Annotated in this window: 16 protein-coding genes and 1 pseudogene; 9 read left to right on the top strand and 8 right to left on the bottom strand. The window is 43.9% G+C overall.

What is annotated here, in order from left to right:
• The 5 genes and pseudogenes from B143_RS0105920 to B143_RS09735 all read left to right on the top strand — a co-directional run.
• Positions 1-1380, top strand: coding sequence for a sigma-54-dependent transcriptional regulator (locus tag B143_RS0105920; RefSeq protein WP_008315791.1), 1380 nt, complete (start codon positions 1-3; stop codon positions 1378-1380).
• Between the two features lie 4 nt (positions 1381-1384).
• Positions 1385-2095, top strand: a complete 711-nt coding sequence (locus tag B143_RS0105915; protein ID WP_018122572.1) for a YggS family pyridoxal phosphate-dependent enzyme — start codon at positions 1385-1387, stop codon at positions 2093-2095.
• Positions 2096-2213: 118 nt separating this feature from the next.
• Entirely contained in the window at positions 2214-4145 is a 1932-nt protein-coding gene (dnaK, locus tag B143_RS0105910) for a molecular chaperone DnaK (protein ID WP_018122571.1), read from the top strand.
• Between the two features lie 135 nt (positions 4146-4280).
• A complete protein-coding gene (gene dnaJ, locus B143_RS0105905; protein ID WP_018122570.1) occupies positions 4281-5447 on the top strand; it encodes a molecular chaperone DnaJ in 1167 nt (388 codons plus the stop codon).
• 107 nt (positions 5448-5554) lie between these two features.
• Positions 5555-7084 (top strand): annotated as a pseudogene (locus B143_RS09735) (AbgT family transporter); the annotation flags it as partial.
• A gap of 56 nt (positions 7085-7140) precedes the next feature.
• On the opposite strand, the gene B143_RS0105895 reads toward B143_RS09735, so the two are convergent.
• From B143_RS0105895 to B143_RS0105880, 4 genes are all read right to left on the bottom strand, one after another.
• Positions 7141-7461 carry a Dabb family protein gene (locus B143_RS0105895; RefSeq protein WP_018122568.1) on the bottom strand — a complete coding sequence of 107 codons (321 nt, stop codon included), beginning with the start codon at positions 7459-7461 and terminating at the stop codon, positions 7141-7143.
• A gap of 79 nt (positions 7462-7540) precedes the next feature.
• The gene (locus tag B143_RS0105890; protein WP_008315798.1) at positions 7541-7876 is read right to left on the bottom strand and encodes a DMT family transporter; all 336 of its coding nucleotides are present in this window, start codon (positions 7874-7876) and stop codon (positions 7541-7543) included.
• The gene (locus tag B143_RS0105885) at positions 7869-8216 is read right to left on the bottom strand and encodes a DMT family transporter (protein ID WP_018122567.1); all 348 of its coding nucleotides are present in this window, start codon (positions 8214-8216) and stop codon (positions 7869-7871) included. The genes B143_RS0105890 and B143_RS0105885 overlap by 8 nt, the downstream gene beginning before the upstream one ends.
• 200 nt (positions 8217-8416) lie before the next feature.
• A complete protein-coding gene (locus B143_RS0105880) occupies positions 8417-9271 on the bottom strand; it encodes an EamA family transporter (RefSeq protein ID WP_018122566.1) in 855 nt (284 codons plus the stop codon).
• A gap of 245 nt (positions 9272-9516) precedes the next feature.
• Between B143_RS0105880 and B143_RS0105875 the strand changes: the two genes are divergently transcribed.
• Genes B143_RS0105875 through B143_RS0105860 form a run of 4 tightly spaced genes read left to right on the top strand, consistent with a single transcriptional unit; the run spans position 9517 to position 13198 of the window.
• Positions 9517-10473: an ABC transporter permease gene (locus B143_RS0105875; protein ID WP_018122565.1), complete on the top strand. Its 957-nt coding sequence runs from the start codon at positions 9517-9519 to the stop codon at positions 10471-10473.
• Positions 10470-11417, top strand: coding sequence for an iron chelate uptake ABC transporter family permease subunit (locus B143_RS0105870; RefSeq protein WP_018122564.1), 948 nt, complete (start codon positions 10470-10472; stop codon positions 11415-11417). Before B143_RS0105875 ends, B143_RS0105870 begins: the two co-directional genes overlap by 4 nt.
• Entirely contained in the window at positions 11411-12169 is a 759-nt protein-coding gene (locus tag B143_RS0105865; RefSeq protein WP_008315805.1) for an iron ABC transporter ATP-binding protein, read from the top strand. Before B143_RS0105870 ends, B143_RS0105865 begins: the two co-directional genes overlap by 7 nt.
• 24 nt (positions 12170-12193) lie before the next feature.
• A complete protein-coding gene (locus B143_RS0105860; protein ID WP_018122563.1) occupies positions 12194-13198 on the top strand; it encodes a siderophore ABC transporter substrate-binding protein in 1005 nt (334 codons plus the stop codon).
• A 43-nt stretch (positions 13199-13241) separates the two neighbouring features.
• On the opposite strand, the gene B143_RS0105855 is transcribed toward B143_RS0105860, so the two are convergent.
• Genes B143_RS0105855 through B143_RS0105840 form a run of 4 tightly spaced genes read right to left on the bottom strand, consistent with a single transcriptional unit; the run spans position 13242 to position 16608 of the window.
• Complete coding sequence (locus B143_RS0105855; protein ID WP_246781912.1) at positions 13242-14081, bottom strand: formate/nitrite transporter family protein; 840 nt, start codon at positions 14079-14081, stop codon at positions 13242-13244.
• Between the two features lie 46 nt (positions 14082-14127).
• Entirely contained in the window at positions 14128-14730 is a 603-nt protein-coding gene (locus B143_RS0105850; protein ID WP_018122561.1) for a hypothetical protein, read from the bottom strand.
• 57 nt (positions 14731-14787) lie between these two features.
• Complete coding sequence (locus B143_RS0105845) at positions 14788-15648, bottom strand: magnesium transporter CorA family protein (protein WP_018122560.1); 861 nt, start codon at positions 15646-15648, stop codon at positions 14788-14790.
• A gap of 9 nt (positions 15649-15657) precedes the next feature.
• Positions 15658-16608: a magnesium transporter CorA family protein gene (locus B143_RS0105840; protein ID WP_018122559.1), complete on the bottom strand. Its 951-nt coding sequence runs from the start codon at positions 16606-16608 to the stop codon at positions 15658-15660.
• Between the last annotated feature and the right edge of the window lie 4 nt (positions 16609-16612).

Genomic DNA, 16612 nt, shown 5'->3' with positions numbered 1-16612 from the left:
ATGAGCGATCTTAAAGATACACAAATTTTAGTGGTCGATGATGAAGAAGACATCAACGACCTCATTAAAGATATTTTGGAAGATGAAGGATTTTCCGTGCGCACGGCGTGTAATGGCCAAGAAGCGCGCGATGCCATCGATCAAAGCAAGCCTGATTTGGTACTCCTAGACATTTGGATGCCTGACATTGATGGCATTTCCCTTCTCAATGAGTGGAAACAAAGTTATCAAACCTTGCCATTTTCTGTCGTAATGATGAGCGGACATGGCACCCTTGAGCATGCCATTGAAGCCACAAAGCTTGGCGCATTTGATTTTCTTGAAAAGCCCTTAACATTGGCAAAATTGGTGGCGGTGGTCAAACGCGCTTTAAAGGAGCAAACCACGCAGCCATCGGCAAAGCCACAAAACTTTAACCCGCAGCCTGTGTTTGAACCTGTGGGCAAAAGCTCAATCATGACGGCGCTGCGCAATCAAGCGAAACAGATTGCTGAATCTGGCAATCGCACGGTGCTCCTAGAAGGCGACATTGGCGCAGGCAAGCATCTGTTTGCCCATTACATTCATTCGTTGTCAGACAGAGCGCAGCAGCCTTTAATCACCGTCAATTTAGGGCAATTGTCTGAAGAGAATATCGAAGAAACCTTGCTTGGCAAAGAAATGGGCAGCCATGTCACACAAGGCATTTTAGAGCAAGCCAGCGGCGGCTCTGTCATTTTAGACAATGTCACTCAGCTCAGTTTAGAGGCACAAAAGAAACTTGCGGACATTTTATCAAACACCGATTACTTTCGTGTCAATGGTAAAAACTTGCTGCCTAAGAATGTGCGTTTCATTGCCATTTCTCGTGATGATTTGTCCGTTTTAGTGGATGAAAAAGAGTTCAATGAGGCGCTGTACTATAAGCTCAATGTCTTACCGTTAGAGATTCCTGCCCTCTCTGCTCATCCTGAAGATGTGCCCGATTTAATTGCCTTTTACATTCATCATTTTGTGGATGAAGAGCATTTGCAATATCGTCATTTCCCGATCGCGGTGCAAAATCGCCTTCGCAATCACACTTGGCACGGCAATGTGCAAGAGCTTAAATCTGTGGTGCAGCAATTATTGGTGCTTGGTAAAAATGAGGAGGTTTCCCTAGATGAGGTCAATCAAATCCTCACGAAAAAAAGCCAAACCCATGTGATCCCTGAAGATTTATTGCCGCTTGATTTACCACTGCGTGAAGCCCGTGAGCAGTTTGAAAAAGCTTATTTACTCGCGCAATTTAAATCATGCGAAGGCAATATTGCCAAACTTGCTGAAAAAGTTGGCATGGAGCGCACAAACCTCTATCGTAAGCTTAAATCCTTAGACATTGACCCGAAAAAAATCGGATAGTGACATGACCTTAGCCAATCATTTAAATACCATTACGGAGCGCATTGAGGCGGCTTGCCAAGCAGCACAGCGTGATCCTAAAGAGATCAAACTGCTCCTTGCCACCAAAACGCAGCCCGTTGAAACCATTCAAGCCGCCATTGATTTAGGTTATGGCTTAATTGGGGAAAATCGCGCCCAAGAAGTGACAGATAAATTCCCATTGATTCACCCGGCGCCGATTGCCATCATGCCGTATGAGCAGCACTTCATTGGCCATTTGCAAACCAATAAAGTCAAAGCCATTTTCCCGTATGTGCAGTGCATTCAGTCGGTGGATCGCCCATCTTTGGCAGAAAAGCTGCATGATGAATGCATCAAACATGCCACAACCCGCGAGATTTTCATTCAAGTGAATGTCTCAAACGAAGAGAGCAAACAAGGAATTGATCCGCATCATCTTTTTGAATTTTTAGAAACTTTCACAAATTTGCCATCTTTGAAAATTCGTGGCTTAATGACCATAGGCCTCAATGCTGATGATGAAATGGCAGTGCGCGACGGTTATCGCTTATTGCGATCTCTACGTGATGAGGCCATTTTGAAAGGTTTATTGCCACCATCTGCAACAGAATTATCAATGGGCATGAGCCATGATTTAGAGTGGGCCATATTAGAAGGGGCAACGTTGATTCGCGTCGGCAGCGCGGTGTTTGGCGCCCGTCCGCCGCTGTAATTGAACAGATTTAAATAATTTTTATATTTTCTCTTGAAATCCCAAAAGTGCGCCCCATCTTTATAGCCGTTAGAGATTAAAACTGAATTTAAGCAATCTTTTTTAGGAGCAAATCATTATGAGTAAAATTATTGGTATTGACTTAGGGACCACCAACTCTTGTGTCGCTGTAATGGATGGCGATAAAGTGCGCGTGATTGAGAATGCTGAAGGCGATCGCACCACGCCTTCCATCATCGCTTATACTGAAAGCGGTGAAATCTTAGTGGGTCAGCCTGCAAAACGCCAATCTGTGACGAATCCAAAAAATACATTATTCGCCATCAAGCGTTTAATTGGTCGTCAATTCAGTGACCCTGAAGTTCAAAAAGACATCGGTTTAGTGCCTTACTCCATCATCAAAGCTGACAATGGCGATGCATGGGTGAGCGTATTAGATGGCAAAAAATTAGCGCCACCTGAAGTGTCTGCTCGTGTATTGATGAAAATGAAACAAACGGCAGAAGATTTCTTAGGCGAAAAAGTGACAGAAGCTGTGATCACAGTGCCTGCATACTTCAATGACTCACAACGTCAAGCCACAATCGACGCAGGTCGCATTGCAGGTTTAGATGTTAAGCGCATCATCAACGAACCAACAGCTGCTGCCCTTGCTTACGGCATGGACAAAGGCTCTAAAAAAGATGCTAAAGTGGCTGTATACGATTTAGGTGGTGGTACATTTGACTTATCCATCATTGAAATTGCAGATGTTGATGGCGAAAAACAATTTGAAGTGCTTGCCACAAATGGTGACACATTCTTAGGTGGTGAAGACTTTGACGCAGCTGTGATCGATTACTTAGTCAAAGAATTCGAAAAAGAGAGCGGCATTGATTTACGCAACGATCCTTTAGCGTTACAACGCTTAAAAGAAGCGGGCGAGAAAGCAAAAATCGAATTGTCTTCAGCGCAACAAACGGAAGTGAACTTGCCATACATCACGGCAGACAGCACAGGTCCTAAACACTTGAACATCAAGTTGACGCGTGCAAAATTAGAATCTTTAGTAGAAGATTTGATTGATCGCACTTTAGAACCTTGTAAAGTTGCATTGAAAGATGCAGGCTTAACAGTTTCTCAAATCGACGAAGTGATTTTGGTGGGCGGTCAAACGCGCATGCCTAAAGTGCAAGAGAAAGTGAAAGAATTCTTTGGCAAAGATCCTCGTAAAGATGTGAACCCTGATGAAGCTGTGGCTTCGGGTGCAGCTGTTCAAGGCGGCGTATTAGGTGGTCATGTTAAAGATGTGTTGTTATTAGACGTGACACCATTATCTTTAGGGATTGAAACCATGGGCGGCGTGATGACTAAACTCATCGAGAAAAATACGACGATCCCAACAAAAGCAAGCCAAGTGTTCTCAACTGCAACGGATAATCAACCTGCTGTTACGATTCATGTATTGCAAGGTGAACGCCCTCAAGCGTCTCAAAACAAAACATTGGGTCAATTTGAGTTGTCAGACATTCCACCTGCACCACGTGGCGTGCCACAAATCGAAGTGACATTTGACATCGATGCGAACGGCGTGATCAACGTATCTGCGAAAGATAAAGCGACGAATAAAGAGCAATCCATCGTGATTAAATCTGATTCTGGCTTATCTCAAGATGACATTGATAAAATGATCAAAGATGCAGAAATGCACGCAGAAGAAGATAAGAAGTTCCAAGAATTGGTGGCAGCACGCAACACAGCGGAACAAATGATCCACATGTCTGAAAAATCTTTGAAAGATTTAGGCGAACAAGTGGAATCAAGCGAACGCGCTGCGGTTGAATCAGCGATTAAAGAACTTCAAGAAGCGGTGAAAGGTGACAACCTTGAAGCCATCGAGAAGAAAACTGAAGCGTTGACAGAAGCTGCGGGCAAAATTGCTGAAAAAGCATACGCTCAGCAACAAGCAGCCGGTGAAGCTGGCGCAGCTGGGGCTCAAGATGCAGGCGCACAACCAAAAGATGATGTGGTTGATGCTGAATTCGAAGAAGTCAAAGACGACAAAAAATAATTGATGTAACATCAAACTCAAGCAATATCCCTTCGGGGATATTGCGCTATTTAAACCACTGAAACCCCTGATTTTTCCGTAATGATTGATTATTGAAAAATGATGAGTTTCTGAGCACAAGGAAGTTAAAACATTATGGCACAACGCGATTATTATGAAGTGTTAGGCGTCGCAAAAACGGCCTCTCAAGATGAGATCAAAAAAGCCTATCGTCGCATGGCGAGCAAGTATCATCCTGACAAAAACATCGGGAAGGAAGAAGAAGCGGAAAAGCAATTTAAAGAAGTGCAAGCCGCTTATGAAATTTTATCGAATGAAGAAAAACGCCGCATGTATGATCAATATGGTCATGATGCTGTCAATGGCCAAGGTGGCGCCGGTGGTTTTGGTGGCGGCTTTGGAGGGTTTGGCGGTCAAGGTGGCAATGCTGACTTTAGCGACATCTTTGGTGATATGTTTGGCGACATCTTTGGTAGCAGCGGTGGCGGCCGTAGAAGTTCAGGTCCGCGCGCGTATCGTGGCGAGGATGTGGCGTATCAATTAGACATCTCTTTAGAAGAAGCTGTCTTTGGTACCAATGCCCGCATCAAAACCAACATTCGCAGCACCTGTGATCATTGTGATGGCACAGGCGCAGAACCTGGCACGAGCGTCACAACTTGTGACACCTGTCATGGTGCAGGTCAAGTGCGCATGTCACAAGGATTTTTCTCCGTTCAGCAGCCCTGCCCAACGTGTCATGGCCGCGGTAAAATCATTAAAAATCCATGTAAAAAATGTAACGGCTCTGGCAGTGAATACAAAACGCAAACTTTGGAAGTTAAAATTCCAGCGGGCGTTGATACCGGCAACAACATTCGCTTAGAAGGTAAAGGCGAAGCAGGCGTTAATGGCGGGCCAAATGGGGATTTATACGTACAAATCAATGTGCGTCCACACCCAATCTTTAAGCGCGAAGGTCAAAACCTTCACTGCACAGTGCCGATCAGCTTTGTGACGGCATCTTTAGGCGGCGAGATTGAAGTGCCAACGCTTGATGGCCGCGTGAATCTTAAGATTCCGGCAGAAACACAAACCGGCCGTGTGTTCCGTTTACGCGGTAAAGGTGTGCGTTCTATCCGCGGTGAATATCAAGGCGATTTGCTCTGCACTGTGAACATTGAAACACCTGTGAAATTAACCACAGAACAAAAAGAGATTCTCAAACAATTTGGCGAAACCCTTGGGGAAAAACACAATCCACAAGAAAAAGGCTTCATTGACCGCGTCAAAGATTTTTTAGACAATCTTAAAAAAAAATAGTGAACCTTTTTAAAAGATGACGATAAATCCCGACTTGATCGGGATTTATTTTGTCTGTTTTATAAAAACATTGAACAAAATCTCATTAAAATTAATTCTCATCTTATGAGTGGCTCGGCAATGCACTGCCCCACCCTGTGGTGCTCTTTGCCATTCTCATTACCATGCTTTTAGTGGCATCAGCCATTGGTGATTACTTTGGGCTGAGCGTTGCGGATCCGCGCCCTGAAGGTGCAAAAGGCCGCGCGCCTGATGGCATCATTCGTGCCGTGAACTTACTCGATGCCGATGGCATCCGTAAGATTCTCTCAAATGTCGTCACAAACTTCACAAGCTTTGCGCCTCTTGGCACTGTATTGGTTGCAATGCTGGGTGTCGGGATTGCCGATCGCGCCGGTTTATTCTCCTCTGCCATGCGTTTAATCGTCTTAAAAGCGCCACCTAAATTCACAACCGCTGCCGTCGTGTTTGCAGGTGTGATGTCAAATACTGCAGGTGAATTGGGTTACGTTGTTTTAATTCCCTTAGCCGCTGTTATTTTCCATTCGCTTGGCCGCAATCCATTGGCAGGTTTAGCTGCTGCATTTGCTGGCGTATCGGGCGGTTATTCTGCCAATTTATTACTTGGCACCGTCGATCCTTTGCTCTCAGGCATCACGCAAGAAGCGGCGCGCATCATTGATCCTACCTACATTGTGGGCGCTGAAGCGAACTGGTATTTCATGGCATTCAGTACCTTTGTGGTGACTTTTTTAGGCTGGTTTGTGACAGAAAAAATCGTTGAACCACAATTAGGTCCTTACAATCACGCAGACATGAGCGATGAAGAGAACATGATTGCCTCATCGGCTGAAGTGACGCCCATTGAGAAAAAAGGGCTCTTTTGGGCAGGGATTACCTTTATGATTTTAGCCATCATCGTAGCATTCATGGTGGTGCCTGCAGATGGTATTTTACGTAATCAAACCACTGGCGCGATCGCAAACTCACCGTTTTTTCAATCCATTGTGATCTTCATTTTCTTCTTCTTTGCCATCCCCGGCATTGTGTATGGCTTTATTGTGAAAAGCTTTAAGAATGATCGTGACATCGTCAATGCCATGAGTGGCTCGATGAGCACTCTTGGGCTCTATTTGGTGATCGTATTTTTTGCCGCACAATTCATCGCCTTCTTTAACTGGACGAATCTTGGGCAAATCATCGTGGTGCATGGTGCAAACTTCATCACAAGCATTGAAATCAATAGTATGGTGCTATTCATCTGCTTTATTTTGATCTGTGGTTTCATCAATTTAATGATGAGCTCTGCCTCCGCACAATGGGCAGTGACAGCACCAATCTTTGTGCCAATGTTGATGCTGGCAGGTTATGCCCCTGAAACCATTCAAGCGGCCTATCGCATTGGGGATTCTGCCACGAACATCATCACGCCGATGATGAGCTACTTTGGTTTAATTGTTGCGCTCGCGATTAAATATAAGAAAGATGCCGGCATTGGCACAATCTTAGCCATGATGGTGCCATATTCTGTGGTGTTTTTAACTGCATGGATCGTTGTGTTCTGTATTTGGGTGTTTGTGTTTGGTATTCCTGTGGGCCCTGGTTCTGCCATTTACTTCTCCCCATCGGCAGGCTAACGAAATCAACCAATAAAAAAGCCATCAATAGGATGGCTTTTTTAATGCGTCAATGGTTACAACAGATCCGTATCATAATCAAAGGCAAAAAATGACTCACTGCCTTGAGGATCTAACATGCTGCGAAGTTCTGTCCCAACTTTCACATGCTCAGGGTGCACTAAATATTCATCACGTTCTTGAGCATTGTTAAACGTCATATAAAACGCATAATCAAAACCTTTATAACGTGCCTCTGCCCCATTATATAAACCATAATCAAATGATTGCATGGTGGGCAATACAGACTCTAAGGCACGGATTTTCTCAAAAATGGCACGAATCGCCGCTTGAGATGTCTCTTTTTTAAAACGAACCAACACAATGTGCTTAACCATGATCTCTCCTTATTGATTGAGCCTTGATTATGGCACAAACTGAGGCCATAAAAAAACCCCGGTTGCCCGAGGTTATGCATCAGCTTAAGAATTTCAAACCGCAGACACCTGCGATGATGAAAGCTAAACTGATGATGCGTTTAATGTCTTTAGATTCATTAAAAAACATGATGTTGATCACAACAGCTGCTGCCGTCCCGATCCCTGTCAATACCGTGTAAGCAATGCTCACCGGCAAATAATGAAACGAGTAATAGAGCGCCACAAATGATGCCGCTAAACCCCCAAAATACAATAAACGATTGATGAGATTTTTTTTGCGAGTGTATAAGCTTAAGCCAAAAATACCCACCATCTCTGCAGCCACGGCTAAAGTCACCAAACCCCAGCCGATCCAAGTGCCGTAATTAGCCATGATTTTCCTCCTCTTCATCTACTGAAGGATCAGATAAATTCAAGCCAAGCACGCCGAGCAAAATGAGACCCATGCACACCATCATAGCGGTGGAGATGGTTTGTTCTAATAAGAAGGTGTCCATTAAAATGGTACCGATGGTGCCGACTGCAGCAAATACAGCATACACGGTTCCGGCGGCTAAATATTGACACGCTTTGGCTAAAAAGTTTAAGTCCATAAAGATGAACAGCACAACCAGTGCCCATTCCCACGGAGCATCCGCGCGATTAAATCCATAAAGCCAAATCAGCTCAAAAACGCTTGTGAGCCCGACATAAAACCAAGCTTTATTGTTCATAAGAATTCCTCTATCTAAAATGTGTAATTAAAAAATTGACAACGCTGAGTAGATAGAGACGCTAATAAAGTAGCAGTAAAAAATGAGATGTTAAGAAATGTGAGGTGTTATCTATATGATATATGACAGGCATAAAAATTTTGGTAGTGGAACACATAGATATGTTAGCGTTGCACTACCCTTTGGTCAAGTGATATCCACTATTTTCCGCGCGCCGTTAAAGTCGCCCCAAGCGATGCACAAATGATGGCACTGAGGGCAATCCATTGAATGGGCAACAGATACTCACTTAAAAAGACAATGCCAAAAATTGCGCCAACGGCAGGCTCCATACTGCTGAGGGTTCCGTAAGTTTTTGCAGGAATGTGCGTCATCGCAATGAGTTCTAACGCAAAAGGAATGGCAGAGGATAACAACGCCACCAATAATCCTAAACCTAAAATGGTGGGGTTGAGTAAATTCGCACCTTCTGTGATGATGCCAATCGGCGCAAAAATCAACGCACCCACAATCATCCCGGCCGATACAATCGGAATGCCATACGCTTTACCCACTTTGCGGCCATAAATAATATAAACCGCCCACCAAAAACCTGCGATCAATGCATAAATCACACCTTTAAAGTTCACATTGTGCACCTCTTGACCAATCGGTAAGAGCAATAATAACCCCACAACCGCCAATAAAATCCAGATAAAATCTATCGGGCGGCGCGAGTAAATCAGCGCCACAGACAATGGCCCCACAAATTCAATGGCAACGGCAATGCCGATCGGAATCTCTTTTAAGGCACGATAGAAAAAGAAGTTCATCGCCCCAAGTGCCACGCCATAGACTAAAAAGTGTTTTAAATTGCCTTTTTTAAAATTGATGCGCCAAGGACGAAACACCACCAAAAGCATCAAAGCTGCAAAGCCTAAACGCATGGAGGTTGCACCTTCTGGCCCCACCAATTCAAATAATTTTTTGGCCAATACAGCGCCAGATTGCACCGTCAGCACTGCCAATAAAAACACGCCAATGGCCCACGGCGCGAATGTCTCTTTATTTTCCATAGATTAATCTTTCATAAAAGTGGCGAACATTCTACATCAGTTGCCTAAACAGTGCGCAGATTTAAAATCCTTATAATGCCAATCAATTCAATTAATTGATGAAATCTGCACAAAAAATTGAACAAACATTATACATGTAATCCCACCATTTTTCCTGCCCTTACTATGAAAAGGTTAAATATCATGTAAAATACAATCATTATCATTCGAGCATTAATTGCATTTATGAAGGGCTATTACTAACCATGAGAAAACGCCATCTTTTTCTCATTTTAATCATCCTCTCTGTGATCTCACTGTTTGTGGGCGTCTTGAACATCTCTGTGCGTGATGTTCTCACACTGAACCTCACAGAGATTCAATTGCAAACCATTTTTGTGAGCCGTGTGCCGCGCTTGGTGACCATTTTAATCGCGGGGGCAAGTCTAAGCATTGCAGGTTTGATCATGCAAAAGCTGAGTCAAAATGCCTTTGTTTCTCCAACCACCGCAGGCACGTTAGAATCCGCAAAATTGGGGATTTTAGTGGCACTTTTACTCTTTGCCAGCTCAAGCCCGATTGTCAAAATGCTCCTTGCCTTTGCCTTTTCCTTAGCGGGCACCTTTATTTTCATGAAAATTTTAAACCACATCCGCTATAAGGATGCGGTGTTTGTCCCCTTAGTGGGCTTAATGTTTGGCGGGATCATCAGCTCAATCTCAACTTTCATCGCCTATAAATATGACCTCATTCAAAACATCTCCTCATGGCTGCTTGGCGATTTTTCCATGGTGATGAGTGGGCGCTATGAGCTCATGTATGTTTCCATTCCCTTAATGATTGTGGCGTATCTTTATGCCAATCAATTTGCCATCGCAGGCTTAGGGGAAGATTTTGCCAAAAATTTAGGGCTCAAATACCATCAAGTGGTGAACATTGGATTGGCGATTGTGGCGATGATCACTGCATGCGTCATTCTCACAGTGGGCATGATTCCCTTCATTGGGCTCATTGTGCCAAACATTGTGTCGCTCTATAAAGGTGACAATGTGCGCATCACGCTGCCCTACACAGCACTTGTGGGCGCCATCATTGTGCTTGTGTGTGACATTGTTGGGCGCATCATCATTCATCCATACGAAATTCCCATCAGCGTCACCATTGGTATTTTGGGCAGCACCCTATTTGTCTGGTTACTCTTTAAAAAGGCTGCAAACACATGAGTCATCGCACCAAAATATTCATTCTGCTCGGTCTGACGCTGCTGAGCATTCTGCTCTTCCTCTTTTATAAGCTCGGTGCTAACTGGAGCTATTCACTGCCTAAACGCGGTTTTAAAATCGCGGCAATGGTGGTTGCTGGCAGTGCGATTGCCATCTCCACTGTGATTTTCCAAACGGTGACCCACAATCGAATTCTGACCCCAAGCATCATTGGGCTCGATTGGCTCTATCTTTTGGTGCAAACCTTGCTCATCTTTTTACTGGGCAGTAAAAACTACACGCTCCTTGGCAATCAATGGCTCTTTTTCATCTCGATTGCCATTTTAGTGGGCTTTGCTGTTTTGCTCTTTAGAGTGATGCTGAAAAATGGTAAATCCGTCTACTTTTTATTATTGGTGGGCATCATTTTAGGTGCGCTGTTCCAAAGCTTATCCACCTTCATGCAGGTGCTGATTGATCCCAATGAATTTTTAATCGTGCAAGACAAGATGTTTGCAAGCTTTAATAACGTTCAAGTCAAACTGTTGTGGTGGTCTGTGGGCATCATTGGCGTGGTGATGGCAGGTTATTTCCCCATCATCAAATACCTTGATGTATTGAGCCTTGGGCGTGATCAAGCCGTGAATCTTGGCATTGATTATGCAAAAGTTGTGCGTACTAGCTTAATTGTAGTGGCAATCCTCACGGCGGTTTCCACCGCGCTCATTGGTCCCATCACATTTTTGGGATTATTGGTGGCAAACCTCACCTATGAGATTTTTAAAACCTATAAACACTCAGTCCTCTTGATCGGTTCAGTGCTTGTGAGCATCTGTGCCCTAGCCTTTGGCCAGCTTTTGGTGGAACGCTTTTTCACCTTCTCCACCACTTTAAGTGTGATCATCAACTTCATCGGCGGCCTTTACTTCATGTATTTATTACTGCGGGAGAATCAAAAATGGTAGTGGTCAATAATGTTTCTAAATCCTTTGGGCAACGCAAAGTGGTGGACAATGTCTCCATCACGATTCCTGAAGGCAAAGTCACCTCCCTCATTGGCCCAAATGGTGCCGGTAAAAGTACATTGCTTGGCATGATGAGCCGCTTATTTAAGCCGGATCAAGGTGAAATCTATATCGATGGCCGCGAAATCCACACATGGCAGCCCGATCAATTGGCACAAAAAATCTCCATTTTAAAGCAAGCCAACCACATCAACCTTCGCATTACAGTGCGTGAATTGGTGGCATTTGGGCGCTTTCCCTACAGCAAAGGGCGCTTGACGGCAGAGGATCAGCATTATATTGATCAAGCCATTGAATATATGGGGCTTGCCCATTTACAGGATAAACACATCGCGGAACTCAGTGGCGGACAGCGCCAATGCGCTTTCATCGCGATGGTGGTGGCACAAAATACGGACATCATCTTTTTAGATGAACCCTTAAACAACTTAGACATGAAGCACTCTGTGGAGATCATGCAGGTGCTACAAAAATTAGTGCGCGAGAAGAATAAAACGATTGTGGTGGTGATTCATGACATCAACTTCGCATCGTGTTATTCCGATCACATTATAGCCCTCAAAAACGGCGCACTCGTGCATGAGGGAGAAACAGGGAGAATCATCGATTCCCATGTCCTTAAAGACATCTACGACATGGAAATTCCGATACAGTTAATCAACGATCAACGCATTTGCGTCTATTTTACTTAAAACTAGCTTTGTAAGGAGTTATGAATGAAGTCATATAAAAAAGCTGCGTTAGCTTCCGCGTTTGCCTTAATGCTTGCCGCTTGTGGTAACGAACAGCCTAAAACAGAAACCGTTGTCATCGAAACTCAAACAGAAACCACAACGAATGCACCGGCTGCATCTGCTGAGAAAGCACCAGAAGCTGCTAAAACCATGACCATCAAACATCTATCTGGTGAAACTGTGGTGCCCATGAATCCTCAGCGCACTGTGGTGTTTGACTTTGGTTCATTAGACACATTAGAAGCCCTTGGCGTTAATGTTTTAGGCATTCCAAAAGCCAACATCCCTGCTTACTTAAGCGAATATAAAGATCCAAAATATTTAGACTTTGGTGCGTTAAAAGAGCCAGATTTTGAAGCCATTCACGCAGCAAAACCTGACTTTATGATCATCGCCATTCGTCAAGCGCCGCTTTATGAGCAATTTGCAGAGATCGCGCCGACCATCAATTACAACATTGATGATCAAAACTACATGACATCTTTAACCGAAAATGCCACCACATTGGGCAAACTCTTTGGTAAAGAAGATGTGGCGAAAGCACAATTGGCTGAACTCAATCAAGAGATCGAAAAAGTGAAGGCTAAAACTGAAAACATGCCAGAAAAAGCCCTCATCATTTTAGCGAATGATGGCAAAATCAGCGCTTATGGCCCAGGCTCTCGCTTTGGCTTCATTCATGATGTCTTAGGCTTTAAACCTGCCGATGAAACCATTGAAGTCTCTCGTCATGGTCAAAGCGTTTCCTTTGAATATGTGATGAACTTAGATCCTGATTACATCTTTGTGGTGGATCGCACTGCCGTCATCAACGAAGGTGGCACCACAGCAAAACAAACGGTGGAAAACGATTTAGTGAAAAACACCAAAGCCTTTAAAAATGGCAAAATCATCTATTTAGATCCAAACGTTTGGTATTTATCAGGTGGCGGATTGAAATCCACTAAAGTAATGATTGAAGATGCCAGCAAAGCACTGATGCAGTAATCATCATTGAATGAAAAAACCTCGGTCACCCGAGGTTTTTTTATTAGAAGCGATTGTTTGGCATGTCACTTCTGATCTCACCATGACAGATCAAGCCAAACAAAATTGTGCCCCCAAAGATATTGCCAATCAAAGTTGGAATGGCAAAGGGATAAAAATAGTGACTCCAGTGCTCATGCCCTGTAAACACTAAATATAACACCTCGCTTGAACCGGCAATGATGTGAGTGAACTCCCCAAGGGCAATGATGTAGGTGATGAAAATGATCCCCCAAATCTTATTGTCCCCAAGGTTTGGCAACATCCATACCAATGCCGCCATCAACCAACCGGCAAACACACCTTTGACCAGCATTTGATATGGACTGTTCTCCATAATGTGGTGCCCAAGCGCCGGCAAATGAGCACGCACATCCACAGAGAAATCCGGCAGATAAATCAATGACAGCGTAAACGCCACAACGCCCAATAAGTTGCCACATAAGACAATCACCCATAAGCGCATGATCCGATACAACGTGCGCTTTGAAGGATGGCTCATAAAGGGCAACACTGCCGTCAGCGTGTTTTCTGTAAAAAGCATTTGATTCGATAAAATGATGATCACATAGCCTAATGTGTACCCAAAACCACTGAGTAAAAAGCTTAAATTCGGATCCTCAATGTGCATGGCAATGACGGATTTGGCAATGAACCCTGCCCCCATCGCAAAGCCTGCTGCCAATGCTGAGAGCAGCAATGCATAACCATCGCGCTCTAAGACACGAATGCCCTCATAGCGCACTGTTTCATGCAGCACGGCCGCTTCTGATGGCAATAATTCACCATCTTTTTCGATGGCTTCTAACTGTTCTTCAACCTCTTTTGGTAACTGTGTTTTCATGCGTGCCCCCATCAAAAAAATCCCCAAGCATGCTTGGGGATTTGATTCATAAGCCTAAACTTTTTAAAGAAAAACCGCTGCTGATTTTTGGTAAAGGATAATCAGCATTCATCAAACGCAGCGTCACCGGTGTTGTGGCGACATTGTCAAACTGCCAGGTCACCTTCACGGCAGCTTTTGCGGGCACAATGATTTTATTGTTGTGCTGTAAAGAAGCATCGGTGGCAAAGTAGGCAATGCTGTCTTGGTCTAACACAATCACATCGACTTTGTTTTTCAGATCTTTAAACTTCACCGGTTTATCTTGATTATTTTTTAAGAGCACTGTCACCGTCAAGTGTTCATCTTCAAGGGAAACCGCAGGAATGTCCACCACTAAATATTTTTGTAATGTCGCGGCATCTGTCACAGCATAACTATTCTTAAAATCATCAAAACTGCTTTTGATGGATTCGCCGGCTTTATCTAACTGCACTTTGGCATCATCTGAGAAGTCACTGAGGGCATCTTTTGATTTGTCCCACCCTTTTTTCACAGACTTTGACACATCATCCGTGAGTTTAGAAAAGTCCTCTGTAAAAGAGCTCTCTTGTGCGTGGGCAACTGACAATGCGAACATTAAACTGCTTAGGCATAATAATTTTTTCATACGTTTCTCCTAACAATCACATCAATGCGGATGCTTTCATTATAACGGATCACTGCCTTAGAAGTAATGTTTACGCCAGAATAATCCGGCAACGCCAAGACTGATGAGCACCATCACGGCAATCAATACATAAAATGCATTGTCCGCCTCTTGAAAAGGCAGTGGCACATTCATGCCATAGATGCTTGCAATCAGGGTCGGAATGGACAAAACAATCGTCACGGCTGTTAAAAGCTTCACCACATGACTCACGTGATTTTGGATGATGTTGCCATATGCATCCATCACGTTATTGGCATTGAGCTGATTGATTTCCGTAATGGCATAGGCTTGATCTAATTCAACCGAAGCATCCATAAAAATGGCATGATCCTCTTTGTGCAACAACCACAATCCCTTTTCCAATTTACGCATCATACAACGCATCTGTTTGAGTGCCGTTGCCATGTAGAGCAAACTCTCATTGAGATACAACAAGCGATACAACTCAGGATTGCGATAAGAGCGCGACAATTCATCTTCCGCCGCTGTGATCTCCGCCTCAATCTGCTGCGTCAATTGAATGTAATCCACTGCTGTTTGATGCAAAATGCCCAAAATATTGGCGATATGGGTGCGATGATCAAAGCTCAAAGCCGTCTTTTCACTGCACACAGTGATTAACGTATCGCCCGTAAGAATCATGCTAAAAGGCAGAGTGCGATATTTCACATCCATTGAGCTGTCTGTCACCTGTTGATCCACATAAGGCAGATGAATCACCAACAATTGATGTCCGCCCTCTTGCTCAAGTTTAGGGCGTGCATTGATGTCTGTGGCTTCATGCATAAAATATGCTGGTAAATTAAAACGTTCTGTCATCTCGTGTTGCTCTGCGATGGTTGGCGCCACCAAGGAAAAATGGTTCATAAATGTCATGATGTCCCCTTACATGCGTAAATATTTTTTTCGATAAAAGACAATGAGCAGCATCACACTGATCAATACCATGCTAGAGGCAATGATGACGGTAGATACAGGATCTTCTTCCCCTGGCAATGCGACGTTCATGGAGAAAATGCTGCCAATCATGGTGGGAATGATCATCACGATCGCAAGCGTCGTCAGCATTTTTAAAACAGCGTTTAAGTTATTGTGAATGATGGTGGCATATGCATCCATCAAGTTACTTAAACTCTCGCGGCGCATTTCTATCACTTCAGCTGATTGCTCTAAATCCACCAAAATTGACTCTAAGCGCTGCTTTTCATCCTCATGGATTTTAAATGTATCGCCGAGGGTCAGGCGCTGATACAAAATGGTCATTGCACTCAACGCCGTTGAGAAAAACACCAAACTTTTATTGAGATTAATCAGGGCAAACAACTCGGTATTTTTATACGAGGCTCTGAGTTTCTTTTGCAACTGACTCACTTGTGTATTGATCAATGCCAAATGATCTTCATACGATTCAGACACCGCTTTAAACAATAACAATGAAATGCGCGTTTTCATGTGGCTATAAAAATCGCCATATTGCCCCGTTAACACTTCATCCACCACGGTTAATGGCTCGCGGCTCACAATGATGAGATGATCCCGCCCATGAATGATGCCAAGGGGCACCGTATGATAAGGCGGTGCCGTTAAATTTTCAGCGTTCGCAGCCGTTACAGGTACATTTAAAATGATCAAAGTGCCATTGTCGTCCCGCTCAATGCGTGGGCGCTCATGACGGTCAAGCACGCTATGAAAAAAATCCAATGGCAAATGAAGTTCATTGACCAACACATTGATCTCTTCTTCTGTGGGATTCACCAAGTGAATGAGGCTATTGTGCGCTAAGGTTTCACTTGGCAATAACTGCCCATTCGCATGGGTTTGATAAATGGATAACATCATC

The sequence above is a fragment of the Wohlfahrtiimonas chitiniclastica DSM 18708 genome (assembly GCF_000375345.1).
In the GTDB taxonomy this organism is placed as follows: Bacteria; Pseudomonadota; Gammaproteobacteria; order Cardiobacteriales; family Wohlfahrtiimonadaceae; genus Wohlfahrtiimonas; species Wohlfahrtiimonas chitiniclastica.
This window is presented reverse-complemented; position numbering and strand designations above follow the sequence as displayed.